This is a genomic window from Streptomyces harbinensis, assembly GCF_900116145.1.
GTDB classification, from domain to species: Bacteria; Actinomycetota; Actinomycetes; order Streptomycetales; family Streptomycetaceae; genus Streptomyces; species Streptomyces carpaticus.
Genome location: NZ_FPAB01000012.1, coordinates 106,337 through 132,177, shown reverse-complemented (window position 1 = coordinate 132,177; position 25,841 = coordinate 106,337). Strand labels below are relative to the sequence as shown.

General features: G+C 71.6%; 18 protein-coding genes. 8 read left to right on the top strand and 10 right to left on the bottom strand.

Translation table 11 applies throughout. The features are described from left to right. Nucleotides 1–128: 128 nt before the first annotated feature. Nucleotides 129–566, top strand: a complete 438-nt coding sequence (locus BM385_RS24615) for a winged helix-turn-helix transcriptional regulator (protein ID WP_254791730.1) — start codon at nucleotides 129–131, stop codon at nucleotides 564–566. Here BM385_RS24615 and BM385_RS24610 read toward each other — a convergent pair. The 7 genes from BM385_RS24610 to BM385_RS24580 form a co-directional block, all read right to left on the bottom strand. After that, complete coding sequence (locus BM385_RS24610; RefSeq protein ID WP_093844402.1) at nucleotides 484–1,179, bottom strand: response regulator; 696 nt, start codon at nucleotides 1,177–1,179, stop codon at nucleotides 484–486. The genes BM385_RS24615 and BM385_RS24610 overlap by 83 nt on opposite strands. Next, on the bottom strand, nucleotides 1,176–2,747 hold the full coding sequence (locus BM385_RS24605) for a sensor histidine kinase (protein ID WP_019434338.1): 1,572 nt from the start codon (nucleotides 2,745–2,747) through the stop codon (nucleotides 1,176–1,178). The genes BM385_RS24610 and BM385_RS24605 overlap by 4 nt, the downstream gene beginning before the upstream one ends. Before the next feature lie 125 nt (nucleotides 2,748–2,872). After that, nucleotides 2,873–4,447 (bottom strand): SLC13 family permease, encoded by a 1,575-nt coding sequence (locus BM385_RS24600; RefSeq protein WP_202803455.1) that lies wholly within the window; start codon nucleotides 4,445–4,447, stop codon nucleotides 2,873–2,875. A gap of 79 nt (nucleotides 4,448–4,526) precedes the next feature. Next, nucleotides 4,527–6,701: a 1,4-alpha-glucan branching enzyme gene (gene glgB, locus BM385_RS24595; protein WP_093844401.1), complete on the bottom strand. Its 2,175-nt coding sequence runs from the start codon at nucleotides 6,699–6,701 to the stop codon at nucleotides 4,527–4,529. A 124-nt stretch (nucleotides 6,702–6,825) separates the two neighbouring features. Then, complete coding sequence (locus tag BM385_RS24590; RefSeq protein ID WP_019434335.1) at nucleotides 6,826–8,280, bottom strand: maltokinase N-terminal cap-like domain-containing protein; 1,455 nt, start codon at nucleotides 8,278–8,280, stop codon at nucleotides 6,826–6,828. Between the two features lie 169 nt (nucleotides 8,281–8,449). Further along, nucleotides 8,450–10,156 carry a maltose alpha-D-glucosyltransferase gene (gene treS / locus BM385_RS24585; protein WP_019434334.1) on the bottom strand — a complete coding sequence of 569 codons (1,707 nt, stop codon included), beginning with the start codon at nucleotides 10,154–10,156 and terminating at the stop codon, nucleotides 8,450–8,452. Further along, entirely contained in the window at nucleotides 10,143–12,188 is a 2,046-nt protein-coding gene (locus BM385_RS24580) for an alpha-1,4-glucan--maltose-1-phosphate maltosyltransferase (RefSeq protein ID WP_093844400.1), read from the bottom strand. The genes treS and BM385_RS24580 overlap by 14 nt, the downstream gene beginning before the upstream one ends. A 257-nt stretch (nucleotides 12,189–12,445) precedes the next feature. Between BM385_RS24580 and BM385_RS24575 the strand changes: the two genes are divergently transcribed. The 6 genes from BM385_RS24575 to glgP all read left to right on the top strand — a co-directional run bounded on the left by BM385_RS24575 (nucleotide 12,446) and on the right by glgP (nucleotide 20,959). Beyond that, entirely contained in the window at nucleotides 12,446–14,122 is a 1,677-nt protein-coding gene (locus BM385_RS24575) for an ABC transporter substrate-binding protein (protein WP_093844399.1), read from the top strand. A 103-nt stretch (nucleotides 14,123–14,225) separates the two neighbouring features. After that, nucleotides 14,226–15,230, top strand: a complete 1,005-nt coding sequence (locus BM385_RS24570; protein ID WP_026047509.1) for an ABC transporter permease — start codon at nucleotides 14,226–14,228, stop codon at nucleotides 15,228–15,230. After that, the gene (locus tag BM385_RS24565; protein ID WP_093844398.1) at nucleotides 15,230–16,180 is read left to right on the top strand and encodes an ABC transporter permease; all 951 of its coding nucleotides are present in this window, start codon (nucleotides 15,230–15,232) and stop codon (nucleotides 16,178–16,180) included. The genes BM385_RS24570 and BM385_RS24565 overlap by 1 nt, the downstream gene beginning before the upstream one ends. Nucleotides 16,181–16,185: 5 nt before the next feature. Beyond that, the gene (locus BM385_RS24560) at nucleotides 16,186–17,196 is read left to right on the top strand and encodes an ABC transporter ATP-binding protein (protein ID WP_037756118.1); all 1,011 of its coding nucleotides are present in this window, start codon (nucleotides 16,186–16,188) and stop codon (nucleotides 17,194–17,196) included. Then, entirely contained in the window at nucleotides 17,193–18,326 is a 1,134-nt protein-coding gene (locus tag BM385_RS24555) for an ABC transporter ATP-binding protein (RefSeq protein WP_093844397.1), read from the top strand. The genes BM385_RS24560 and BM385_RS24555 overlap by 4 nt, the downstream gene beginning before the upstream one ends. Before the next feature lie 89 nt (nucleotides 18,327–18,415). Continuing rightward, entirely contained in the window at nucleotides 18,416–20,959 is a 2,544-nt protein-coding gene (gene glgP / locus BM385_RS24550; protein WP_093844396.1) for an alpha-glucan family phosphorylase, read from the top strand. 95 nt (nucleotides 20,960–21,054) lie between these two features. On the opposite strand, the gene BM385_RS24545 is transcribed toward glgP, so the two are convergent. Then, complete coding sequence (locus BM385_RS24545) at nucleotides 21,055–22,917, bottom strand: ABC transporter ATP-binding protein (protein ID WP_093844395.1); 1,863 nt, start codon at nucleotides 22,915–22,917, stop codon at nucleotides 21,055–21,057. Further along, nucleotides 22,914–24,800 carry an ABC transporter ATP-binding protein gene (locus tag BM385_RS24540; RefSeq protein ID WP_093844394.1) on the bottom strand — a complete coding sequence of 629 codons (1,887 nt, stop codon included), beginning with the start codon at nucleotides 24,798–24,800 and terminating at the stop codon, nucleotides 22,914–22,916. Before BM385_RS24540 ends, BM385_RS24545 begins: the two co-directional genes overlap by 4 nt. Before the next feature lie 146 nt (nucleotides 24,801–24,946). Here BM385_RS24540 and BM385_RS24535 point away from each other — a divergent pair, with 146 nt between their 5' ends. Continuing rightward, a complete protein-coding gene (locus BM385_RS24535; RefSeq protein ID WP_037756117.1) occupies nucleotides 24,947–25,255 on the top strand; it encodes a hypothetical protein in 309 nt (102 codons plus the stop codon). A 19-nt stretch (nucleotides 25,256–25,274) separates the two neighbouring features. On the opposite strand, the gene BM385_RS24530 is transcribed toward BM385_RS24535, so the two are convergent. Further along, the gene (locus BM385_RS24530; RefSeq protein ID WP_019434323.1) at nucleotides 25,275–25,748 is read right to left on the bottom strand and encodes an ATP-binding protein; all 474 of its coding nucleotides are present in this window, start codon (nucleotides 25,746–25,748) and stop codon (nucleotides 25,275–25,277) included. Between the last annotated feature and the right edge of the window lie 93 nt (nucleotides 25,749–25,841).

The window sequence follows — 25,841 nt, the reverse complement described above, 5'->3', positions numbered from 1 at the left end:
TGGAACGTCGCACTCAGGGCCGGGCTGGTCCTTCCCGACGTGGCCTAGCCACCGACAGGAGAAGCCCCCCGGATTCATCCGGGAGGAGGAGTCACGTCCCAGATGAACAGCCATAGGTCCACGTCCACCTGATTGGCCACCAGACCGGCACCCTCACCTCCACCGAGGCCGCCCGGCGCCTCGGCTACAGCTCGGGCCTGTGCTCGTTCCACCTGCGCCAACTCGCCCGCTACGGCATCGTCGAGGAGGCCCCGCACCCCGGCGGCCGGGCCAGGCCCTGGCGACTGCGCTGGGAGAACTGGGACGGCTTCCCCCGCGTCCAGCACGAAGAGCCGGCCGGCGACGGCGCGTTCACCGCGCTGGTGCACCTGACCCCCGAGGAGAGCCGCGCACTGGCCGGCCGGATACGCGCGCTGCTGGAGCCCTACCGCGACCCGCGCGGCCGGCCCGCCGCCGCGCGACCGCACACCGCCACGGTACGGATCACGCCCGGCCCGCCGCCGGATCACTCCAGTGGTACACGTGCTCCGGCCGGCCCTGCGTCCCGTACCGGGGACGCCGGCTGACCAGCCCCTGGCCGGCCAGATGCTCCAGATAACGCCGGGTCGTCACCCGCGCCATGCCCAGCCGGTCCGCCGTCTCCGACGCCGTCAGCCCGCGCGGGGCGTGCTCGCGCAGCGCGTCCACCACCGAGGACAGCGTCTGATTGCTCATCCCCTTCGGCAGCGGCCCGCCCACCGAGCCGCGCAGCGCGCCGAACGCCCGGTCCAGATCCTGTTGCGCCGCCGTCCTGCCGTGCCCCGCCAGCCGCCGCCGGTACTCCGCGTACCGCTCCAGCTTGTCGCGGAACGCCGCGAAGGTGAACGGCTTCAGCAGGTACTGCACCACCCCGTACGCCAGCGCGGAGCGCACGATCTGCACATCGCGGGCCGAGGTCACCGCGATGATGTCCGCCAGATGCCCGTGTGCCCGCAGTCCCCGGCACACATCCAGACCGGTCATGTCCGGCAGATAGAAGTCCAGCAGCACCAGATCCACCGGGCGCCGGTCCAGGAAGTCCAGCGCCTCGGAGCCCCGGTGCACCGTGCCGGCCACCGCGAAGCCCGGCACCCGGGCCGTGAACTGGGCGTGCGCGTCCGCGATACGGGGGTCGTCCTCGACGACGAGCGTGCTGATCATGACGGTGCCGTTCCTCGGTACAGACGTACGGTGAAGACCGCCCCGGCGTCGCCGCTGACCTCGACGTCCCCGCCGTAACGGTCGATGACCTGGCGCACCAGGGCCAGGCCCAGGCCCTGCCCGCGCGCCCCCTGCGGCTGCTTGGTGGTCCAGCCGCGCCGGAACATGGACTCCAGCGCCGCGCCGTCCAGCCCCGCGCCCGAGTCGGACACCCGCACCAGCAGGCTGTCGCCCTCGGTCCTCGCGGTCACCGTGACCCGGCGCGGCGGCGGGGCGGCCAGGGCCGCCTCGATGGCGTTGTCCACGAGATTGCCGACCAGCGTCACCAGATCGCGCGGCGCGAACCCCGCCTCGGCGACGGCGGTGTCGTCGGTGATCTCCAGCTCGACGCCCTTCTCGGCCGCCTGCGCCGCCTTGCCCAGCAGCAGCGCGGCCAGCGCCGGCTCCTGGACCTCCTCGGTCAGCCGGTCCGCCAGCGCCTGCGCCGAGGCCAGTTCCACGGTGGCGAACTCCACCGCCTCCTCCGGCCGGCCCAGTTCGATCATGGTGACCACGGTGTGCAGCCGGTTCGCCGACTCGTGCGCCTGCGAGCGCAGCGCCTCGGCGAAGCCGCGCGCCGAGTCCAGCTCGCCGGCCAGCGCCTCCAGCTCGGTGTGATCGCGCAGCGTGGTCACGGTGCCCAGGTGGCGGCCGTGCCGCTCGATCCGCTCCTGGTTGAGCACCAGCACCCGGTCGCCGTGCACGCACAGCCGGTCGGTCACCGGGGATCCGGAGGTCAGCAGCGGCCCGACGGGGGAGGGCAGCCCCAGGTCGAGCACCGGGCGGCCCTCGGCCCCCTCCGGCAGCGCCAGCAGCCGCCGGGCGTGGTCGTTGACCAGGATCAGTACGCCGCGCGGCGAGACGATCAGCAGGCCCTCGCGCACGGTGCGCAGCACGGCGTCGTGGTGCTCGTAGAGCCGGGTGATCTCCTCGGCGCCCAGCCCCAGGGTCTGCCGGTCCAGCCGCCGGCTGATCGCCCACGACCCGGCGCCGGCCAGGATCAGCGCGCCGGCGGAGACGGGGACGACGGGCGCGAGCCGGCGGCTCAGCTCGGCGCCGATCTTCTTCTGGAGCACGCCGATGGAGACCAGCGCGGTGACCTCGCCCCGGTCGTCCGTGACGGGCACCACCGCGCGGATGGACGGGCCCAGGGTGCCCTCGTAGCTCTCGGTGAAGGACTCCCCGGCGAGCGCGCGGTCGATGTTGCCCCGGAAGCGCAGCCCGATCAGCTCCGGGTCGGTGTGCGAGTACCGGGTCCGGTCGGGCGCCATGAACACGATGAAGTCGGTGTCGGTGGCCTTCCGTACCGATTCGGCCAGCGGCTGGAGCGCGGCGGCCGGGTCCTCGCCCGCCACCGCCCGCTTGACCTCGGGCAGCTCGGCGAGGCCGGTGGCCAGGGTGGTCACCTGGTGCTCGGTGTCGGTGCGGTTGTCGTTGCGGACCTGGAGGAAGACCAGTACGGCGCTGGTGACCACCAGCAGCAGGATCAGTACGATCTGTAGCGTGAACAGCTGACGCGCCAGGCTCATCCGTGAGCGTCTGGCACGGAGAACACGCATGGGGGCACCTGCCGGGATGTCGAACCTGTGGACGAGTGTAGGCAGGCGCCCGCCCATCCGGCCCGGCCGCCCGCGGGCGGCCGGGCCGGGACGCCCTACAACTGGATGCCCAGGGCCCAGGGGCCGATCACCATGATCAGCGCGGTGATCATGAGCACCCCGAAGATGTTGAGCCACACGCCCGCCTTGACCATCTGCGGGAGGGTGATGTAGCCGGAGCCGAAGACGATGGCGTTCGGTGGGGTGCCGACCGGCAGCATGAAACTGCATGTGCAGGCCAGCGCGGCGGGTACGAGCAGCAGCAGCGGGTCGATGCCGAGGGAGACCGCCACCCCGCCCAGCACCGGCAGGAAGGTGGAGGCGGTGGCGGTGTTGCTGACGAGTTCGGTCACCAGCAGGATCGTGCCGCACACCGCCGCGACCAGCAGCACGGTCGGCAGCACACCGAGGCCGCTCATCCGGTCCCCGATGTACGCGCTCAGCCCCGTCGTCTGCACCGCGAGCGCCAGCGACAGACCGCCGCCGAACAGCAGCAGCACGCCCCACGGGATGCCCTCCTGCGCGGTCCGCCAGTCCATGGCCTGCTCCCCCTGGCGGGGGCGCACCGGGATGAGGAACAGGGCGACGGCCGCGGTGATCGCGATGCCCTCGTCGGTCAGGCGCGCCACGAACGGCAGCAGGTCGGTCAGGGCCGTCCAGCCGGTCAGCTGGTCCCGGAACAGCCACAGGAACGCGGTGGAGACGAAGACCACCAGAACCGACCATTCGCCGCGTGACATCGGGCCCAGCTTCGCCAGTTCCTCGCGGACGGCGTCCTGGCCCCCGGCGACGTTGGAGAGGTTGACCCGGAAAGCGATCCGGGTCAGGTAGAACCAGGTGAAACCGAGGAAGAGCACCGTGACCGGGACGCCGAGCTTCATCCAGTCGACGAAGCCGATGGTGACGCCGTAGGTCTGCTCCACGAACCCCTTCATGATCAGGTTCGGCAGACTGCCGACCAGGGTGGCCAGCCCTCCGATGGAGGCCGAGTAGGCGATCGACAGCATCAGCGCGGTGGCGAAGTTGGCCCGGTCGGTGGCGGCCTGTTCGTCGCCGTCGTCGTTCTGCGCCATCACCATGGCCAGCACGCTGGTACCGATCGGCAGCATCATCAGCGCGGTGGCGGTGTTGTTGACCCACATGCTGATGAACGCGGTGGCCACCATGATGCCCAGGATCAGCCGGGACGGCCGGGTGCCGATGGCCCGCATCGTGAGCAGCGCGATCCGCTTGTGCAGATTCCACTTCTGCATCGCCAGCGCGATGATGAAGCCGCCCATGTACAGGAAGACCGTGGGGTGGGCGAACGGCGCCGTGGCCTCGCCGATCTCCAGGATGCCCAGCAGTGGGAAGGCGACGATGGGAATCAGCGAGGTGGCGGGCAGCGGCAGCGCCTCCGTCATCCACCACACCGCCACCAGCACCACCACGGCGGCCGTGGTGCGCGCCGGTGTGGACAGGGAGGAGTCCCCGGACAACAACGCGTAGGTCAGCAGGGCGAGAAGCGGACCGAGGAACCGGCCGATCCACACCCTGCGCGGGGTCCCCGTGGAGCCGTCCTGCTCGCCCGCCGGGGCCCGCACCTCACTCGAAGCCGACATGTTCCAGCCCTCCGCAGTGCTCGTGATCACTCCGCTGTGATCATGTGGACGGGAGGATGCCCCGTCACGCGGGCGTTGACGCACAGGTGTTCCCGGAGTTGCCGACCGATCAGACGGCGGGCCGCAGCCAGAGGGTGGCCAGCGGCGGGAGGGTGAGCGCGACGCTGCTGTCCCGGCCGTGCCAGGGCACCGCCTCGGTCTTCAGCGGCTCGGTGTGGGTCAGCCCGCTGCCGCCGTACGGCGCCGCGTCCGTGTTCAGCACCTCCGACCAGGCCGGGACCTGGCCGGGGACGCCCAGCCGGTAGCCCTCGCGCACCACCGGGGAGAAGTTGCTCACCGAGATCAGCGGCTCACCGTCCGCCGCGAACCGCAGATGGGCCAGGACGTTGTCCGCCGCCGCGCCCGCGTCGATCCAGGCGAAGCCGGCCGGCTCGGTGTCCCGCTCCCACAGTGCCGGGGTCGCCCGGTAGACGCGGTTCAGCTCGCGCACCAGATCCTGTACCCCCCGGTGGTCACCGGCCGCCGGATAGCCGGCGGCCAGCGTCCACCACTGCGGCCCCTCGACCTCCGACCACTCCGCGCCCTGGGCGAACTCCTGCCCCATGAACAGCAGCTGCTTGCCCGGATGGGCCCACATGAACCCCAGGTACGCGCGGTGCCCGGCCCGCCGCTGCCACCAGTCGCCCGGCATCTTGTTCACCAGGGCGCGTTTGCCGTGCACCACCTCGTCGTGCGAGATCGGCAGCACATAGTTCTCGGCGTACGCGTACACCATGGAGAACGTGATCTCGTCGTGGTGGTACGCGCGGTGCACCGGATCCCGCCCCATGTAGAGCAGCGAGTCGTGCATCCAGCCCATGTTCCACTTGTAGTCGAAACCCAGGCCGCCGAACCCCGACTCCCCGACCCGCTCGGGCGCCCGCGTCACCCCGTCCCAGGCGGTGGACTCCTCCGCGACGGTGACCACCCCGGGGCAGCGGCGGTGCAGGGTGGCGTTCAGTTCCTGGAGGAACGCCACCGCGTCCGGGTTCTCCCGGCCGCCGTGCTCGTTCGGCGTCCAGCCGCCCGGCGGGCGGGAGTAGTCCAGGTACAGCATCGAGGCGACCGCGTCCACCCGCAGCCCGTCGATGTGGTACTCCTCGCACCAGTACAGGGCGTTGGCCACCAGGAAGTTGCGCACCTCGCGGCGGCCCCAGTCGAACTCCAGCGTGCCCCAGTCCGGATGCTCGGCCCGCGCCGGGTCCGGATGCTCGTAGCACGGCGCCCCGTCGAAGACCGCCAGCGCCCAGTCGTCCTTGGGGAAGTGCGCGGGCACCCAGTCCATCAGCACCCCGATGCCCGCCCGGTGCAGCGCGTCCACCAGGTACTTGACGTCGTCCGGCGGGCCCAGCCGCGCGGTCGGCGCGTAGTAGCCCGTCACCTGGTAGCCCCAGGACGGGCCGTACGGGTGTTCGGCGGGCGGCATCAGTTCCACATGCGTGAAGCCCAGCTCCCGGACGTACTCCGGCAGCTGCTCCGCCAGCTCCCGCGCGCCAAGACCGGGGCGCCAGGAGCCGAGGTGCAGCTCGTACACGGACATCGGCGCGTCGGTCGCGGCGTGCCCGGCGCGGTGCGCCATCCACTCCTCATCGCCCCACCGGTAGCGGCTCTCGTGCACCACCGAGGCGTTCGCGGGCGGGCACTCGGTGCGCCGGGCCAGCGGATCGGCGCGCAGGGTGTGGCTGCCGTCCGGGCGGCAGATGTCGAACTTGTACCGGACGCCCGCGCCGACGCCCGGCACGAACAGCTCCCACACCCCGCTGCCGCCGAGGGAACGCAGCGGATGCCCGGTGCCGTCCCAGCCGTTGAAGTCGGCGGCGACCCGCACGCCCCTGGCGTGCGGGGCCCACACCGTGAACCGGGTGCCGCGCACCCCCTCGTGGGTGAGCACCCGGGCGCCCAGCGCCTCCCACAGCCGCTCGTGCCGGCCCTCGGCGATCAGATGGAGATCCAGCTCGCCGAGGGCGGGCAGGAAGCGGTACGGGTCCTCCACCACGACCGGCGACCCGCCGGCCCGTTCGGTGACGAGCAGCCGGTAGCGGGGCGGCGCGGACAGCGGTAGCACCCCCTCGAACAGGCCGTCACCGGTGTCGGTGAGCGTGACGCGCAGCTTGGGCGCCAGCACGGTCACTGCCCGCGCGCCGGGGCGCAGTACGCGGATCACCACCCCGCCGGGCGCCGTGTGCGCCCCCAGCAGGGCGTGCGGATCATGGTGCGCGCCGGTCAGCAGGCGGTCACGTTCCACGGCGGGTGCTCCTCGGTGCGAAGGGAGAGAAGGGGAGAAGAGAGATCAGGAGAGAGGAAAGAAGGAGGGGGAGACGGGGATGACGGGGGAGAAGAGGCCAGCCGACGGCAGGGGCCGCGCGCCGTCAGGGGGTGGCGGCGGCCAGCCGGCGGATCGCGGTCATCGGCACATGCAGCCAGTGCGGCCGGTGCCTGGCCTCGTACAGCACCTCGTAGACGGCCTTGTCCGTCTCGTAGGCGCGCAGCACCTCCGGGGTGCTGAGCGGATCGAAGCCGCTGGCCGCCGCGTACCCCCGGCAGAACGCGCCGCGGCTGGCCCGCGACCAGTCCGCCGCCCAGGAGCCGCCGTCCGGATGCTGGCAGGCCGCGTAGTCGAAGGACCGCAGCATGCCCGCGATGTCCCGCACCGGCGGACCCGGGAGCCGGCGGTCGGCCAGCGGCCTGGCCGGCTCGCCCTCGAAGTCGATCACCGACCAGTGCGCCTCCCCCGAGCGGCGCAGTACCTGTCCCAGATGCAGATCGCCGTGCAGCCGCTGCGCCAGGCAGTCGCCGCCGCCGCGCGCGTACCCGGCCAGCGCCGCGTACGCCCGCCCGAGGCCGGTGCGGTAGGGGCGCAGCTCCGGTACGGCGCCGGCCGCCTGGGCCAGCCGGTCGTGCATGGCGGTCGCGGTCTGTTCCAGCTGCCCGCGGTCCAGGACCGAGGTGGGCAGGGTCTGCGCCAGCGCGGTGTGCACCTCGGCCATCGCGCGCCCCAGCGCGTGCGCCGCCGCGCTGAAGTCGGCGCGGCTCCCCAGGGAGCGCAGCGCCAACTGCCAGCCGTCGCTCGATCCGGCCAGATACGGCTGGAGGACTCCGAGCGTCAGCGGCTCGCCGCCGCCGTCGCCGTCCGGCCACGACGCCTCGAACCAGGCACAGGGCGCGGGCACCCGCGTGCAGCCGGCCTCGGCCAGCGCGCGCGGCAGTTCCAGATCGGGGTGCAGGCCGGGGGAGACCCGGCGGAACAGCTTCAGGATGTGGGTCTCGCCGTACACCACGGAGGAGTTGGTCTGTTCGCCGCTGAGCGCGCGGGCGGTGAGTCCGCGCGGGATCTCGGCGCCCGGCGCCCGGTCGAACCGCAGCGCGCCGAGCCGGCCCGGTGCCCGCAGCCGTTCCAGCAGGACGGCGGCGAGCCGCGGGTCGTACAGCGCCTCGTACACGGCGCGGTCCCGCAGCGGGCCTTCGCTCGGCCGGCCCACCAGCGCGGGCATGAGGTCCGGGGGCAGCGCCGCGCGCACCCCCAGCAGCAGCTGATAGCAGTCGCCCGCCGCCGGCGCCGGGCCCGACTGGCGGGTGCGCACCAGCAGATGCAGCAGCCCCGGCGCGTACCCCGGCGCGTCGCACGGCAGGAGTTCGGTGGCGGACAGCAGGGTGAGCCCGGCCAGCGGCCGGCCCTTGCCGGCGAACCAGCGCTGCCGGGGCAGCCAGCGGGCCAGCGGCCCGGTCAGTGAACGCAGCAGAGCCCCGCCCTGCGTGACATCAACCCGGGGATCGCCCGGAGAAGAAGGGAAGGACGCAGCGCGGGGCGAGGAGCTTTCCGACATGGCGTCCTTTCCCCGAGCACACTTGATTATGTGCTGAAGTGTCCCGTATTGACGCGTTTGTTGCGCGGATGGTGCGGGACGTGTCGCGAAAGGACGCGAAAGGAACAATCGTGCGGGTGTCAGCGGTACCGCCGGGCGGAGGTCTCCTACCCCCGCCCGCGGGGCCGGCTCAGCCGGCCTCCGGGCCCTGCCGCAGCCGGAACCAGTAGAAGCCGTGCCCGGCCAGGGTCAGCAGATACGGCAGCTCCCCGATCGCGGGGAAGCGCACCCCGCCGATGAGTTCCACCGGATGCCGCCCCTCCCACATCCGCAGATCCAGCTCGGTCGGCTGGGAGAAGCGGGAGAAGTTGTGCACGCACAGCACGATGTCGTCCCCGTGCTCGCGGACGAACGCCAGGACGGCCGGATTGGACGAGGGCAGTTCGGCGTACGTGCCCAGGCCGAACGCCGGATTCTGCTTGCGGATCTCCACCATCCGCCGGGTCCAGTGCAGCAGCGAGGACGGCGAACTCATCGCCGCCTCCACATTGGTGACCTGGTACCCGTACACCGGGTCCATGATGGCCGGCAGGAACAGCCGCCCCGGGTCGCAGGTGGAGAAGCCGGCGTTGCGGTCCGGCGTCCACTGCATGGGGGTGCGCACCGCGTCCCGGTCGCCCAGCCAGATGTTGTCCCCCATCCCGATCTCGTCCCCGTAGTAGAGGATCGGCGAGCCGGGCAGCGACAGCAGCAGCGCCGTGAACAGCTCGATCTGGTTGCGGTCGTTGTCCAGCAGGGTGGCCAGCCGGCGCCGGATCCCGATGTTGGCGCGCATCCGCGGATCCTTGGCGTACTCCGCGTACATGTAGTCGCGCTCCTCGTCGGTGACCATCTCCAGGGTCAGCTCGTCGTGGTTGCGCAGGAAGATGCCCCACTGGCAGCCGGAGGGGATCTGCGGGGTCTTGGCCAGGATCTCCGAGACCGGGTAGCGCGACTCGCGGCGCACCGCCATGAAGATGCGCGGCATCACCGGGAAGTGGAACGCCATGTGGCACTCGTCGCCGCCCGCCTCGTAGTCGCCGAAGTAGTCGACGACGTCCTCGGGCCACTGATTGGCCTCGGCCAGCAGCACGGTGTCCGGGTAGTCCCGGTCGATCTCCGCCCGCACCTCCTTGAGGAAGTTGTGCGAGGCCGGGAGGTTCTCGCAGTTGGTGCCCTCCTCGGCGTACAGATACGGCACCGCGTCCAGCCGGAAGCCGTCGATCCCCAGGTCCAGCCAGAACCGCAGGGCCGCGATCATCTCCTTGCGCACCGCCGGGTTCTCGTAGTTGAGATCCGGCTGGTGGGAGAAGAAGCGGTGGAAGTAGTACTGCTTGCGGACCGGGTCGAACGCCCAGTTCGACGCCTCGGTGTCGACGAAGATGATCCGGGCGTCCGGGTACCCCTTGTCGTCGTCGGCCCACATGTAGTAGTCGCCGTACGGGCCCTGCGGGTCGCGGCGCGACTCCTGGAACCAGCGGTGCTGGTCGCTGGTGTGGTTCATGACGAAGTCGATGATGACGCGCATGCCACGGCTGTGGGCCGCGTCCACGAATTCCACGAAGTCGGCCAGGTCGCCGAACTCCGGCAGCACCGCGCCGTAGTCGGAGACGTCGTAGCCGCCGTCGCGCAGCGGCGACTGGAAGAAGGGCGGCAGCCACAGGCAGTCGACCCCCAGCCACTGGAGATAGTCCAGCTTCGAGGTCAGGCCCTTCAGATCCCCGACCCCGTCCCCGTTGCTGTCCTGGAAGGAGCGGACAAGGACCTCGTAGAACACCGCGCGCTTGAACCACTCGGGGTCGCGTTCGCGGGCTGGCGTGTCCTCGAATGTGTCGAGGACCGGCTCATTGACGCTCATGTGTGGGTGACCCTCCGGTCTGTGAGGACGGTCGCAGGGAGAAGATGTGCGCCGACGAAGTGTGCGCGTCCGCAACTCCAGGCCCGAGTCGCACGTAATTGTCCCTGCCCCAGTAATAGGTCTCACCGGTGAGCTGGTCGCACACCGGGAAGGGCTCGGCTCCACTCTCCTGAGCGACAGTGAGGCCACACCCCTTGAGTTCCGACATGTCCAACGAGACCGTCGCTTCGTGGGTGTGGTGCGGATCGAGGTTGACCACGATGAGCACGGCATCGGCGTGCGGTGTCCGGCTGCGCTTGGAGTAGGCCAGGATGTGCTCGTTGTCCGTGCGGTGGAAGTGGAGATCGCGCAACTGGCGCAGCGCCGGATGCTCCCGGCGCAGCCGGTTGAGGGCCGTGATGAGCGGGACGATGCTGCTGCCCGCCTTGCGGGCGGCGGCCCAGTCGCGCGGGCGCAGCTGGTACTTCTCGGAGTGCGCGTACTCCTCGGAGCCGGGGCCCGCCGCGGTGTTCTCGCACAGCTCGTAGCCGGCGTACATCCCCCAGGAGGGCGAGAGGGTGGCCGCCAGGACGGCACGGATCTCGAACGCGGCCCGGCCACCGGTCTGAAGGTAGGCGTGCAGGATGTCGGGCGTGTTCACGAAGAAATTCGGGCGCATGTACGGGGACGACTCGCGGCTCAGCTCGGTCAGATACTCGGTCAGCTCCTCCTTGGTGTTGCGCCAGGTGAAATAGGTGTACGACTGCTGGAAACCGATCTGGGCGAGGGTGCGCATCATGGCGGGCCGGGTGAACGCCTCGGCCAGGAAGATCACGTCCGGATCGGTGCGGTTGATCTCCGCGATCACCTTCTCCCAGAACACCACCGGCTTGGTGTGCGGATTGTCCACCCGGAAGATCCGCACCCCGTGCGCCATCCAGAACCGGAGAATCCGCAGGGTCTCGGTGACCAGGCCCCGGAAATCCTGTTCGAAGGAGATCGGATAGATGTCCTGGTACTTCTTGGGCGGATTCTCGGCGAAGGCGATCGAGCCGTCCGAGCGCTTGTGGAACCACTCCGGGTGCTGTTTCACCCACGGGTGATCGGGGCTGCACTGGAGTGCGAAATCCAGGGCGACTTCCATATGGTGGGCGCGCGCCGTCGCCACGAAATGATCGAAGTCCTCCAGCGTGCCCAGATCGGGGTGGATCGCGTCGTGCCCGCCGTCCCCCGAGCCGATCGCCCACGGGCAGCCGACATCGTCAGGGCCGGCCGTCAGCGCCCCGTTCGCCCCCTTGCGGAAGGCCGTGCCGATCGGGTGCACCGGCGGCAGGTACACCACGTCGAAGCCCATCGCCGCGATGTCCGGCAGCCGGCGGGCCGCGCTGCGCAGCGTGCCCGAGACCGGGGGCGCGTGCCGGCGCACCACCGCGCCCTCCGAGCGCGGGAACAGCTCGTACCACGATCCGAACAGCGCCCGCTCGCGCTCCACGATCAGCGGCATCGGCCGGGCCGAGCTGAGCAGGGTGCGCAGCGGGTGGCGCGCGAGGACGGCCGTCACCTCGGGTGCGAGGGCGGCGGCGAGGCGGGCGGCGCCGGGCAGTGTGGTGTCCGCCAGCGCGTCGGCGGCCAGCGCCACCAGGTCGCGGCCCTCGCTCTTGGGCACTCCGGCGGCGGCCTCGCGGTACAGCTGCGAGCCTTCCAGCAGGGTCAGCTCGGAGTCGATGCCCGCCGGGATCTTGATTTTCGCGGTCTGCCGCCAGGTGGCCACCGGGTCGGCCCACCCCTCGACGGTGTACGTCCAGCGGCCCTCGGCGTCCGGGGTGATGTCGGCGCCCCAGCGATCGGTGCCCGGCGCCAGTTCGCGCATCGGGATCCACGGCCCGCCGCGTCCGGCGGGGTCGCGCAGCAGCACATTGGCCCCCACGGCGCCCGCGCCCTCCCGGAAGACGGTGGCACTGACCCGGAATGTCTCACCGGGTACGGCTTTGACGGGCCGTCGTCCGCAGTCGATGCGCGGCTGGACATCCAGTACCGGAATGCGACCGATCATGAGCGAATCACCTCATAGGGCGTCGGAGGTGGGTATTTACTGTTCTCTTGGTGACTTTGTCCTTTCTATATGTTTCATGCGTGACTGAGGGCTTCGTGCTGTGTCGCCCCCGGGGCGCGTTCACCCGTGTGGGGGTGAATGGACGTGAAGTCTCAGCTCTGTATCGCCGTTCATTCCCCTGTTCACAGCTATGCACTAGCGCAGTAATGTGCGCTCCACCGAAACGCCCTACCACCACCGACCCTTCGAGGTGGACGATGTCCATAGCAAGACCCAAGGCCGTGCGGACGCTTGCGGCCATAGCCGCGATCGGCGTGATCGCGACCGGCTGCTCCAGCGACCGCGACAACGGAGGCGACTCCGGTGGATCCGGATCCACCGGCACCTTCGTCTTCGGCGCCGCTGGCGATCCGGCCTCCCTCGACCCCTCGCTGGCCAGTGATGGTGAGACCTTCCGGGTCACCCGCCAGGTCTTCGAAACACTGATCGACCACAAGCCCGGCACCTCCGAGCTGGAGGGCGGCCTGGCCGAGACCTGGGAGAGCAACGACACCGGCACCGAGTGGACGTTCAACCTCCGTGACGGGGTGACCTTCCACGACGGTTCCGACCTGACCGGCGAGGTCGTCTGCGCGAACTTCGACCGCTGGTACAACTGGTCCGGCACCTACCAGAACACCACACTGTCGTATTACTGGCAGACGATTTTCGGTGGGTTCGCGAACAACGAGAACGACGAGACGCCCGAGGCGAACTACGTCGGCTGCACCGCCCCCGACGAGCTGACCGCCGTCATCGAGGTCGCCCAGCCCTCCGCCAACTACCCCGGCGGTTTCTCGCTCGCCGCCTTCGGCATCCACTCCGGCCCGGCCCTGGAGGCGTACGCCGAGGACGACGCCAGCGGCGAGGGCGACGCCATCACCTTCCCCGGCTACAGCCAGGAGGCCGGCACGGTAGCCGGTACCGGCGCGTTCAAGGTCGACGGCTGGAACAAGGGCAACGGCGAGGTCAGCCTCTCCCGCTTCGACGACTACTGGGGCGAGACCGCCGGTGTCGAGAAGCTCGTCTTCCAGACCATCCCCGAGGAATCCGCCCGCCGCCAGGCGCTCCAGAGCGGTGACATCCACGGCTACGACCTGGTCGCGCCCGCCGATGTGAAGACGCTCAGCGACGCCGGCTTCCAGGTGCCCACCCGGGACGTCTTCAACATCTTCTACCTGGGCATCACCCAGGACAGCAACCCGGCGCTGGAGAACCTCGACGTGCGCACCGCCATCGCGCACGCCCTGGACCGGCAGAACCTCGTCGACACCCAGCTGCCCGAGGGCGGCGTCGTGGCGACCCAGTTCATGCCCGACACGGTCGCCGGCTACTCGGACAACGTCACCACCTACGACTACGACCCCGAGCTGGCCCAGCAGTTGCTCGCCGACGCCGGCGAGGAGAACCTCACCCTCACCTTCTGCTACCCGACCGAGGTCACCCGCCCGTACATGCCCTCCCCGGCCGACCTGTACGAGGTCATGCGCGCCGACCTGGAGGCCGTGGGCATCACCGTCCAGCCCAAGGCCCTGAAGTGGAACCCGGACTACACCGAGGTCACCCGCGACGGCGGCTGCAACCTGTACCTGCTCGGCTGGACCGGCGACTTCAACGACGGCTACAACTTCCTGGGCACCTGGTTCGCCAACTACCAGAAGGAGTGGGGCTTCGAGAACGAGGAGCTGTTCGACCTGCTGGAGCGCGCCTCCACCGAGCCGGACGTCGAAGCCCGCGTCGCCCTCTACGAAGAGGCCAACGAGTTCGTGATGGACTTCCTGCCCGGCGTGCCGATCTCCTCCTCGCCGCCGTCCATCGCCTTCTCCGCCGATGTCAACCCGCCCACCGTCTCCCCGCTGACGCAAGAGGTCTTCGCCGAAGCGTCCTTCAAATAGGGACCTGATCGCCGGATGAACCCGCCGCCGCCCGGTCACGGCACTCCGTGGCCGGGCGGCGGCGGTGTCGTCCGTCAAGCAAGAAAGGGGCGTTGACCTCAAGGTGTTGCGTCTCATCGTGCGCCGGCTGCTCCAGCTGATACCCACCCTGGCGGGCCTGTCGGTGCTGTTGTTCCTCTGGCTGAACCGGCTGCCCGGTGGCCCCACCGCCGCCCTGCTGGGCGAGCGGGCCACCGAGGCGGACCGCCGCCAGATCGAGGCGGCCCTCGGCCTCGATCAGCCGGTGTGGGTCCAGTACGGCCGCTTCCTGCGGCGCCTGGCCGAGCTCGACCTCGGCACCTCAGTCCAGACCGGCCGACCCGTGTGGGAGGAGTTCACCACCCGCTTCCCGGCCACTGTCGAACTAGGCCTCACCGCCCTGCTCATCGCCGTCGTCATCGGCATCCCGCTCGGCTACCTGGCCGCCGCCCGCCGCGGCACCTGGCTCGACGTCGGCGCCGTCTCCGGCTCCCTGCTGGGCATCTGCATCCCGGTGTTCTTCCTCGCCTTCCTCCTCAAGTCCGTCTTCGCCGTCAACCTCGGCTGGCTGCCCAGCGTCGGACGGCAGTCCAACGACATCAACGCCACCGAGGTCACCGGATTCCGCGTCCTGGACGGCATCCTCACCGGCGAGTTCGACGCCTCCTGGGACGCGATCGTCCATCTCGTCCTGCCCGCCCTGGCCCTGGCGTCCATCCCGCTGGCCATCATCGTGCGGATGACCCGGGCCAGCGTCCTGGAAGTGCTCGGCGAGGACTACGTCCGCACCGCCGAGTCCAAGGGCCTGCGGCGGCAGGTCGTCCGCGCCCGGCACGTCCTGCGCAACGCGCTGCTGCCGGTCGTCACCACCATCGGCCTGCTCACCGGCCAGTTGCTGTCCGGCGCCGTGCTCACCGAATCCGTCTTCGCCTTCAACGGCATCGGCAACTTCCTGCGCACCGCCATCGACGGCCGCGACTACCCCGTCCTCATGGGCTTCATCATGTTTATCGCGTTGCTCTACGTCGTCATCAACCTGCTGGTGGACCTGGCGTACAGCCTCATCGATCCGAGGGTGCGGGTGCACTGATGAGTACCAAGACCGCAAAGATCGACCGGCTCGCCGAGCTGACCGCCCAGCGGGAGAGTGCCGGCGGCGCCAGCCTGTGGACCGAGGCCCTGCGCCGGCTGCGCTCCTCCAAGATGGCCATCATCGGCGCCGTCGTCATCGGCGTCTTCGTCCTGCTGGCGATCGTCGGCCCGTGGATCGCCCCGTACAACCCGCTCCAGCAGTGGCGCGGCGAGGTGTTCATCAACCAGAACATCTTCGTCGGCTCCCGCTCGGAGAACTGGCTGGGCCTGGACCACCTCGGCCGCGACCAGCTCTCCCGGATGCTGGTCGGCGCCCGCCAGACCCTGCTCGTCGGTGTCGTCGCCACCCTCCTCGGCTTCACCGTCGGCGCCCTCATCGGCGGCCTCTCCGGCGCCGCCCTCGCCTTCGGCGGCAAGACCGGACAGCGCATCGACACCGCCGTGATGCGCTTCATCGACATGGTGCTGGCCCTGCCCTCGCTGCTGCTGGCCGTCTCCATCGCCGCCATCATGGGCCAGTCCCTCACCACCGTGATGATCGCGGTGGGGGTCGTCCAGATCCCCGTCTTCGCCCGGCTGCTGCGCGGCTCCATGCTCGCCCAGGCCGGCTCCGACTACGTGCTCGCCGCCCGCTCGCTCGGCGTACGGCGGCGCCGCATCGTCACCGCGCACGTCCTGCCCAACTCCCTCGGGCCGGTGATCGTCCAGGCCACCCTCGCCCTGGCCACCGCCATCATCGAGGCCGCCGCCCTGTCCTACCTGGGCCTGGGCAACCCCGACGCGGCCCAGCCCGAATGGGGCGTCATGCTCGTACAGGCCCAGCCGTACTTCGACCACGCACCGATGATGGCGCTCTACCCGGCGCTCGGCATCATCATCACGGCCCTGGGCTTCACCCTGCTGGGCGAGGCGATGCGCGAAGCACTCGACCCGAAACTGCGGAGCTGATGACCATGTCTCCACAACCACCACTGCTGAGCGTGGAAGACCTCACCGTCACCTTCACCGGGCGCGGGCGCACCGACGTCCGGGCGGTCTCCGGAGTCTCCTTCGACGTGGCGCAGGGCCAGGTCACCGGCCTGGTCGGCGAGTCGGGCTGCGGCAAGAGCGTCACCTCGCTGGCCCTGATGGGCCTGCTCCCCAAGAAGGGCGTCACCGTCGGCGGCCACGCCTACTTCGACGGCACCGATCTGCTCGGCCTGGGCCGTGAGCAGCTGCGCGACCTGCGCGGCAGCAAACTGGCGATGATCTTCCAGGACCCGCTGTCCTCGCTCAACCCGGTCATCCCCATCGGCCTCCAGGTCACCGAGATCCTCACCCGGCACCGCGGACTGCGCGGGGACGCCGCCCGCAAGGAGGCCGCCCTCCTGCTGGAGCGGGTCGGCATCCCCGACCCCACCCGGCGGCTGAAGGAGTACCCGCACCAGCTCTCCGGCGGGATGCGGCAGCGCGCGCTGATCGCCATGGCCGTGGCCTGCGCGCCGCGGCTGCTCATCGCCGACGAGCCCACCACCGCGCTGGATGTGACCATCCAGGCGCAGATCCTCGAACTCCTCAAGGAACTCGTCGACCAGCAGGGCACCGCGCTGCTCATGATCACCCACGACATGGGTGTGGTCGCGGGACTGTGCGACCGGGTCAACGTGCTGTACGCGGGCAAGGTGGTCGAGGCCGCCGAGCGCAAGCCGCTCTTCGCCGCGCCCACCCACCCCTACGCGCACGGGCTGCTCGGCTCCATCCCCCGCCTGGACGCCCCGCGCGGCGAACCGCTCAACCCCATCCGCGGCTCCATCCAGGACACCATCGCCTGGTCGGAAGGGTGCGCCTTCGCCCCGCGCTGCGACTTCTACTCCGAGCGGTGCCTGAGCGGTACCCCCGAGCTGACCGAACCGCACACGGCGGGCCACCGGGTGCGCTGCGTCCACCCGGTGGCGCCGCCCAGCAAGGAAGGAGCGGACCGGTGAGCCTGCTCGAACTCGACGACGTGAAAGTCCACTTCCCCGTCAAACGCGGCATCCTCTTCGACCGCACCGTGGGCCACGTCTACGCGGTCGACGGCGTGTCGCTGTCCGTCACCGCCGGCCAGACCTACGGCCTGGTCGGCGAATCGGGCTGCGGCAAGACCACCCTGGGCCGGGCCGTACTGCGGCTGACCGACATCACCTCCGGCTCCGTCGTCTTCGACGGCACCGACCTGGCCCAGCTGCCGGAGGAGGAGATGCGGCGCGCCAGGCGCCGGCTCCAGATGGTCTTCCAGGACCCGCTGGGCTCGCTGAACCCCCGGCAGAACATCGAATCGATCCTGGCCGAGGGCATGGCGGCGCACGGCATCGGCGCCGACCGCGCGGAGCGGCGGGAGCGGATCAAGGAGATCCTCACCAAGGTGGGGCTGCCGCACAGCGCGCTCTCCCGCTACCCGCACGAGTTCTCCGGCGGGCAGCGGCAGCGCATCGGCATCGCCCGGGCCCTGGTGCTCCAGCCCGATGTGATCATCTGCGACGAGCCGGTCTCGGCGCTGGACGTCTCCATCCAGGCCCAGGTCATCAACCTGCTGGAGGAGCTCCAGGAGTCCGAGGGCCTGACCTATCTGGTCATCGCCCACGACCTGGCGGTGGTACGGCACATCTCGGACGTCATCGGCGTGATGTACCTGGGCTCGCTGGTCGAGGAGGCCCCCTCCGACGCGCTGTACGCCGAGCCCCGCCACCCGTACACCCGCGCGCTGATGTCGGCCGTGCCGGTGCCCGACCCGGAGGTGGAGGACCGGCGCGAGCGCATCCTGCTCCGCGGCGACCTGCCCTCCCCGGCCAGTCCGCCGGCCGGCTGCCGCTTCCACACCCGCTGCCCGTGGCGGCAGCCCACCCGGTGCGACACCGAGCGCCCCGCGCTCGCCGACATCGGCGGCGGCCACCGGGTGGCCTGCCACTGGGCCGCCGAGATCGCCGACGGCTCGCTGCGGCCCACCTCCGAGCTGGCGCCGCCGGTGCTGGTCGACACCGGCACGGACGGGGAGCCCGGCACGGACCCGGGCGCGGGCGAGGACACGGACCCGGGCACGGAGCGGAAGGAAACAGCCGCCGGCACCCCCGCCTGATGGTCCCCGGGGGTGGTTTGGTGGGGGTTTCCTGCGTCATGCGCCGGAAACCACCCCAACCACCCCCGATGCCCGGATACCTTCGGACCGTGAAGGCCATCCGTCGTTTCTCCGTGACCGCCGTCCTCCCCGAGCCACTGCGACCGCTGCGGGAACTGGCGTTCAACCTGCGCTGGTCCTGGCACCCCGACACCCGCGACCTGCTGAGATCCGTGGACCCGGACGGCTGGCGGCGCTCGGGCGCCGACCCGGTACGGATGCTGGCGTCCGTCACCGCCGACCGGCTCGCCGCGCTCGCCGCCGACCGCGGCTTCGTCCGCCGCCTCGACGTCGCCGCCGCCGACCTGCGCGACTATCTCACCGAGCCCCGCTGGTACCAGCGCGCCGAAGGCGAACTGCCCCGGGCCGTCGCCTACTTCTCACCCGAGTTCGGCATCACCGCCGCCCTGCCCCAGTACTCCGGCGGGCTCGGCATCCTGGCCGGCGACCACCTCAAGTCCGCCAGCGACCTCGGCGCCCCGCTCATCGGCGTCGGCCTGCTCTACCGGCACGGCTACTTCCGCCAGACCCTGGACGCCGAGGGACGGCAGCGCGAGAGCTACCCCGTGCTCGACCCCCGCGAACTGCCGCTCACCGAACTCACCGAGCACGACGGCAGCCCCGTCCGCGTCACCCTCGCGCTGCCCGGCGGACGCACCCTGGCCGCCCGGGTCTGGCAGGCCGCCGTCGGCCGGGTGCCGCTGCTGCTGCTCGACTCCGCCGTCGACGGCAACGCCCCCGCCGAACGCGACGTCACCGACCGGCTCTACGGCGGCGGCAGCGAACACCGGCTGCTCCAGGAGATGCTGCTCGGCATCGGCGGCATGCGCGCCCTGCGCGCCTACTGCCGTCTCACCGGCCACCCCGAGCCCGAGGTCTTCCACATGAACGAGGGCCACGCCGGGTTCCTCGGCGCCGAGCGCATCCGCGAACTCGACGCCCTCGGCATCGGCTTCGACGCCGCCGCCCGCATGGTGCGGGCCGGCACCGTCTTCACCACCCACACCCCCGTCCCGGCAGGCATCGACCGCTTCCCCGAAGAACTGGTGGCCCAGCACCTGGGCCCCGGCGGCGAACTCGCCGCCCTCGACCCCGCCGCCCTGCTCGCCCTCGGCCGCGAACCGCAGGAGCCCGAGCCCGGGCACCAGCCGCAGTTCAACATGGCCGTACTCGGCCTGCGCACCGCCCAGCGCGCCAACGGCGTCTCCACCCTGCACGGCGCGGTGGCCCGGGAGATGTTCGCCGGCCTGTGGCCCGGCTTCGACCCGGACGAGGTACCCATCACCTCCGTCACCAACGGCGTGCACGCCCCCACCTGGACCGCCGACGCGCTGCTGCGCGCCGGCGACCCGGGGCGGCTGACCGACACCGAGCTGTGGGAGCTGCGGCGCGGACTGCGCGAGAACCTGGTGCACGAGGTACGCGCCCGGCTGCGCGCCTCCTGGCGGCAGCGCGGCGCGGACGACGGCGAACTGGGCTGGATCGACGACGTCCTCGACCCGGACGTCCTCACCCTCGGCTTCGCCCGGCGCGTCCCCTCCTACAAGCGGCTCACCCTGATGCTGCGCGACCCCGAACGCTTCAAGGCGCTGCTGCTGCACCCCGAACGCCCCATCCAGCTGGTGGTGGCCGGCAAGGCCCACCCGGCGGACGAGGGCGGGAAGCGGCTGATCCAGGAACTGGTGCGGTTCTCCGACGACCCGCGGGTCCGGCACCGGATCGTATACCTGCCGGACTACGGCATGGCGATGGCCCGCGGCCTGTACGCGGGCTGCGACGTCTGGCTCAACAACCCGCTGCGCCCGCTGGAGGCGTGCGGCACCTCCGGCATGAAGTCGGCGCTCAACGGCGGCCTCAACCTGTCGGTGCGCGACGGCTGGTGGGACGAGTGGTGCGAGCCCGACTTCGGCTGGGAGATCCCCACCGCCGACGGGCTCGCCGGCGGCGACCCCGAGCGGCGGGACGCGGCGGAGGCCGCGGCGCTGTACCGGCTGATCGAGGAGCGGGTCGCCCCGTGCTTCTACGCGCGCGGGCGCGGCCGGTGGCTGGAGATGGTGCGGGCCACCCTGGACCGGCTCGGCCCGAAGGTGCTGGCGGACCGGATGGTACGGGAGTACGTCACCGGGCTGTACGCGCCCGCCGCGCGGGCCCACCGGGCGATGGACGCGGCGGCGGCCGGCGAGCTGGCGGCGTACGCGGAACGGGTGCGCGGCGAGTGGCCCAAGGTGGCGGTGGACCACGTCGAGACCGGCGAGGAACCCCCGGTCCTGGGCGGTGCGCTGCCGCTGCGGGCCAGGATCCGGCTCGGCGACCTGGAACCGGCACAGGTCGAGGTGCAGGCGATCACCGGCCGCGTCGACGAGAGCGACCACCTGGTGGACGGGGCACCGATCCCGCTGAAGCCGGACGGCGGCCCCGACCTGGAGGGCCGCTGGACGTACACGGCCGACATCCCGCTGCCGCACCCCGGCCCGTTCGGCTACACGGTCCGCGTCCTGCCGTCCCACCCCCTGCTGGCCACCCGACCGGAACTCGGCCTGACGGCGCTGCCCCGCGACAACGGCACGGAGGAGGCGGGCATCCTCCTGCGGTAGCCCTTCCCTGGCGGGGCGGGGCGGGCCACACACCGCGTGGCCCGCCCCGGACCCCGTTCCGCCCGCCTCGCGCCGTCCGGCCCGGCAAGGGCCCCTCAGGCCAGGCTCTCGCGCCAGGCGCGGTGCAGGTTCGCGAAGCGGCCGGTGCCCGCGATCAGGTCGGCCGGGGGGCCGTCCTCCACGATGCGACCGCCCTCCATCACCAGCACCCGGTCGGCGATCTCCACCGTGGACAGGCGGTGCGCGATCACCATCGCCGTCCGGCCGCGCAGCACCGTCTCCATCGCGTCCTGCACCGCCTTCTCGCCCGGGATGTCCAGCGACGAGGTCGCCTCGTCCAGGATCACCACCGAGGGATCCGCGAGCAGCACCCGCGCGAACGCCACCAGCTGCCGCTGCCCGGCCGAGATCCGGCCGCCGCGCTTGCGCACGTCCGTGTCGTAGCCGTCCGGCAGCGCCGTGATGAAGTCGTGCGCGCCGATCGCCTTCGCCGCCCGCTCGATCTCCTCCCGGTCCGCGTCCGGCTTGCCGATCGCGATGTTCTCCGCGACGGTGCCCGAGAACAGGAACGCCTCCTGGGTCACCATCACCACCCCGCGCCGCAGTTCGGCCAGCGTCAGATCGCGCAGGTCCGTGCCGTCCAGCAGCACCCGGCCCTCGGTCGGGTCGTAGAACCGCGCCAGCAGCTTCGCCAGCGTCGACTTCCCGGCCCCGGTGGCCCCCACCAGCGCCGTCGTCTGCCCGGCCGGCAAGGTGAGGTCGAAGGCGGGCAGCACCTCGCCGCCGGTGCGGTACGCGAACCGCACGCCGTCGAACACCACCTCGCGCCCCGGCTGTCCGGCCGCCCTCGGCGCCGGCGTCACCGGCCGCTCCGGCTCGGGGACATCGGGCCGCTGGGCCAGCAGCCCGGCGATCTTGTCGAGCGAGGCGACCGCCGACTGGTAGTTGTTCAGGATCATCGCGAACCGGTCGATCGGGTCGTACAGCCGCCGGATGTACAGCGCGCCCGCCGCCAGCGCGCCCAGCTCCAGCTCGCCGGAGGCCACCCGGTACGCGCCCCACATCACGATCGCCGCCACCCCGGTGGCCGCGATCATCCGGGACAGCAGCACGAAGCGCGCCATCTCCAGGATGGTGTCGCCGTTCACCCGCTCGTGCTGCCGGTTCAGCGTCTCGAACCCGGCGTCGTTGGCGGCCTCGCGGCGGAACGCCTTCACCGGGCGGATGCCGTTCAGCGTCTCGGAGAACTTGACGATCACCTTGGCGATCGCGGTGGACCGGCGGCTGAACCGCTCGGCCGAGCGCCGCCGGTAGTTCTGCACGAGGAACAGCAGCGGCACGAACGTCACCAGCGCCGCCCCGCCCAGGCCCAGGTCCAGATAGAAGAGCAGCGCCCCGATGTACACCACGGAGACCAGCACCATGAGCATCTCCTGGAGCCCCTCGTCCAGGAGTTCGCGCAGCGACTGCACATCGGTGGTGGCCCGGGAGATGAGCCGCCCCGAGGTGTAGCGGTCGTGGAAGTCCAGGCTGAGCGCCTGGGCGTGCCGGTAGATGCGGTCGCGGATCTCCAGCAGGATGCGCTGGCTGATCCGGGCGACCACCCGGATGAAGACGTGCTGGAGGGCGCCGCCGCCCACCGAGCAGATCACGTAGGCCACGGCCACCGCGATCAGCGGGCCGTAGTTGCCGGCGTCGCGCACGGCCGGGACGCCCCGGTCGATGGCGTAGGCGACGAGCAGCGGGGTGCCCTGCACCGCGCTTTGCTGGGCGAGCAGCAGCAGGGAGGCCAGGGCCACCCGGGCGCGGTGCGGGCGCAGCAGCGAGAACAGCAGCTCGCGGGAGGCGCCCTTGGGGGCGGGCAGCTTGTCCTGGGCGATCGGGTCGGGCGCGGCCGGCTCGCCGGGCCGGGCTTCGCCGGCGCTCTCCTCGGCGGTGGTGGCGGTGGTGGTGCTCATGGGACGGTGACCTCTTCGGGCTCGGACGGTCCCGGCTGGGCCGTACCGGTCATCAGCAGGCGGTATTCGGCGTTCTCGCGCAGCAGCTCGGTGTGGGTGCCCACGGCGGTGATCCGGCCGCCGGACAGCAGGGCCACCCGGTCGGCGAGCTGGACGGTGGAGGGCCGGTGCGCGACCACCAGCGCGGTGGTGGTGGCCAGCACCTCGCGCAGCGCCGCCTCCACCCGGGCCTCGGTGTGCACGTCGAGCGCGGAGAGCGGGTCGTCCAGCACCAGGAAGCGGGGTCTGCCGACGACGGCGCGGGCCAGCGCGAGGCGCTGGCGCTGGCCGCCGGACAGGCTCAGGCCCTGTTCGCCGACCTCGGTGGCCGCGCCCTGCGGCAGCGCGCCGACGAAGCCGTCGGCCTGGCTGATGCCCAGCGCCCGCGCCAGCTCGGCGTCCCGGTCCCGGCTCCCGCTGCCGTCCTGGGCGTCGCCGTCCGTCCCGTCGCCGTCCGGGGCGCCCATCAGGATGTTCTCCCGGACGGAGGCGGAGAAGAGGGTGGGCTCCTCGAAGGCGACCGCGACCCGTTCGCGGACCTCGTGCACCGGGAGGGTGGCGATGTCGGTGCCGTCCAGGGTGATCCGCCCGGAGGTGACCTCGTGCAGCCGGGGGACCAGCGCGGTCAGCGCGGTCTTGCCGCTGCCGGTGCCGCCCACCAGGGCCATGGTCTCGCCGGGGCGGATGTGCAGATCGATGCCGTCGAGCACGGCGGGCGCGTCCGGCGGGGCGTCGGGGAAGCGGAACACCACCCGCTCGAAGCGGATGCCCTCGTCCGTACCGGTGCCGTCCGCGGTGGCCGGCTCCGGCTCCCTGGCCCGGTCCGGCGGCACGGGCACGTCCATGACCTCGAAGAACCGGTCGGTGGCCGCCGCCGTGTCGTTGGTCATGGCCAGCAGGAAGCCTATCGACTCCACCGGCCAGCGCAGGGCCATCGCGGTGGCCATGAACGCCACCAGGGTGCCGGCGGTCAGCCCGCCGTCCGCGACCTGGAGCACCCCGACCACCAGCACGGCGCCCATGAACAGCTCGGGCAGCGTCATGATGAACGTCCAGATCCAGGCCAGCAGCTTGGCCTTGCGGATCTCGGTGTCCACCAGCCGCTGGGACAGCGCCTGGAAGGCCCGCGCCTGGCTGCGGTGCCGGCCGAAGCCCTTGATGACCCGGATGCCGAGGATCGACTCCTCCACCAGGGTCGTCAGGTCGCCCATCTGGTCCTGGGCCCGGCGGGCCACCACCGAGTACCGGGTCTCGAAGACCATGCACAGGATGATCAGCACCGGCACCGGGGCCATCAGGATGAGGCCGAGCGACCATTGCTGGGCGAGCAGGATGACGCAGCCGATGACGATGGTGGCGCTGTTGACGATGAGGAAGGTGAGGCCGAAGGCCAGCCACATGCGCAGCAGCTGGAGGTCGCCGGTGCCCCGGGAGAGCAGCTGGCCGGTGGGCCAGCGGTCGTGGAAGGAGACCGGCAGCCGCTGGACGTGCCGGTACAGATCCGAGCGCAGGGCGGCTTCGACGCGGGTCAGCGGCCGGGCCACCAGCCAGCGCCGCAGCCCGAACAGCAGGGCCTCGATCAGGCCCACCACCAGCAGGACGATGCCGCCGAGCCACACCCCCGCGGTGTCCCCGTCGGCGACCGGGCCGTCCACGATCCACTTGAGGATCAGCGGCATGGTCAGCCCGAGCGAGGCCGCCAGGATGGCGACGGCCGCGGCGCCGAAGAGCCGTACGCGCACGGGCCGCACATAGGGCCACAGCCGCAGCAGGGAGCGGACGACGGATCGCTTGGCGGCGGCGGGCGGTGCGGGCGTGGCGGCGGCGGGGTCGGTGGCAGACATCACCCTTGAGCCTACGTTTCGCCACTGACACTGCCCACCTGGTTTTTGGTCCTACGACCCGGGGCGGAGGCGTGGCGGCGCAGGTCGCCGGGTGCGTCGCCGGGACCGGGGCGGTGCTGTCAGTGGCGGCGGCTACCGTGGCGGGCATGAGTCGAATCGAGGTGCGGGAGCTGCAGGCGGCGCTGCGGACCGCCTATGACATCGCCTTCGACCAGGAGAGCCCGGCCGGGGAGCAGGCCGAGGTGCTGGTCGACGCGCTGCGGCGGGCGCTGGTGGCGGCGCAGGCGCTGAGCGACGGGCCGGGGGAGACGGGCTGCCGGGAGCATCCGCGCGGCGCGGTCGATCCGCTGTACGGGGACCGGGACGATCCGCTGCCGCCGGGCTGGGGGAAGTGCCTGTTGTGCAACGACCGCCGCCGCCGGGCGGGCACCCGGCGGCGGGGGGTGGTGGCGTAGGGGCGGTGCGGGTGGGTCCCTAGCGTCCGCTGAGGCGCAGTTCGAACCAGGTGGATTTGCCGCGCGGCAGCAGGTCCACCCCCCAGCGGTCGGCCAGGGCGTCCACCAGGAACAGCCCGCGCCCGTTCAGGTCCAGTTCGCGGCCGGGGGGCAGCAGGCAGGGCAGGGCGCGGGAGGGGTCGCGGATCTCCACCCGGATCCAGCCGCGCCGCCGGCGTACCAGCAGGCCGAAGCTGTGGGCCCCGGCGTGCTGGACGGCGTTGGCGGCCAGCTCGGCGGCCAGTTGCACCGCGTCCTCGGTGAGCTGCCTGGGCAGCAGCCAGTGATCGCGGAGCAGGTCGCGGGTCAGCCGCCGCACGGTGGCGGCGGATTCGGGGCGGGCGGGCAGCCGTACCTCGCCGGCCGATGGATCGGAGGTTGTGTCCACCGTCGCTCCGCCCGGTCCGCTCACGCCCATGACGTCCCGCATCGGGGTGTCCGCCGTCGCTGCCATGGGCCCATCATGACGCGCATATGCCGGGCGCGTGGGGGGTTCCGGGGTAAGTGTCCCTGGTGGGGTGAGTGATCCAGCGGTGGCGGCCCACAT

Bases quoted from the DNA above. Each gene is read 5' to 3' on its own strand.
- BM385_RS24580 (WP_093844400.1), bottom strand. From the start codon at position 12,188: ATGATCGGTCGCATTCCGGTACTGGATGTCCAGCCGCGCATCGACTGC.
- BM385_RS24545 (WP_093844395.1), bottom strand. From the start codon at position 22,917: ATGAGCACCACCACCGCCACCACCGCCGAGGAGAGCGCCGGCGAAGCC.
- BM385_RS24575 (WP_093844399.1), top strand. From the start codon at position 12,446: ATGTCCATAGCAAGACCCAAGGCCGTGCGGACGCTTGCGGCCATAGCC.
- BM385_RS24590 (WP_019434335.1), bottom strand. From the start codon at position 8,280: ATGTCGGAAAGCTCCTCGCCCCGCGCTGCGTCCTTCCCTTCTTCTCCG.
- BM385_RS24610 (WP_093844402.1), bottom strand. From the start codon at position 1,179: ATGATCAGCACGCTCGTCGTCGAGGACGACCCCCGTATCGCGGACGCG.
- treS (WP_019434334.1), bottom strand. From the start codon at position 10,156: ATGAGCGTCAATGAGCCGGTCCTCGACACATTCGAGGACACGCCAGCC.
- BM385_RS24540 (WP_093844394.1), bottom strand. From the start codon at position 24,800: ATGTCTGCCACCGACCCCGCCGCCGCCACGCCCGCACCGCCCGCCGCC.
- BM385_RS24565 (WP_093844398.1), top strand. From the start codon at position 15,230: ATGAGTACCAAGACCGCAAAGATCGACCGGCTCGCCGAGCTGACCGCC.
- BM385_RS24605 (WP_019434338.1), bottom strand. From the start codon at position 2,747: ATGAGCCTGGCGCGTCAGCTGTTCACGCTACAGATCGTACTGATCCTG.
- BM385_RS24530 (WP_019434323.1), bottom strand. From the start codon at position 25,748: ATGGCAGCGACGGCGGACACCCCGATGCGGGACGTCATGGGCGTGAGC.
- BM385_RS24535 (WP_037756117.1), top strand. From the start codon at position 24,947: ATGAGTCGAATCGAGGTGCGGGAGCTGCAGGCGGCGCTGCGGACCGCC.
- BM385_RS24560 (WP_037756118.1), top strand. From the start codon at position 16,186: ATGTCTCCACAACCACCACTGCTGAGCGTGGAAGACCTCACCGTCACC.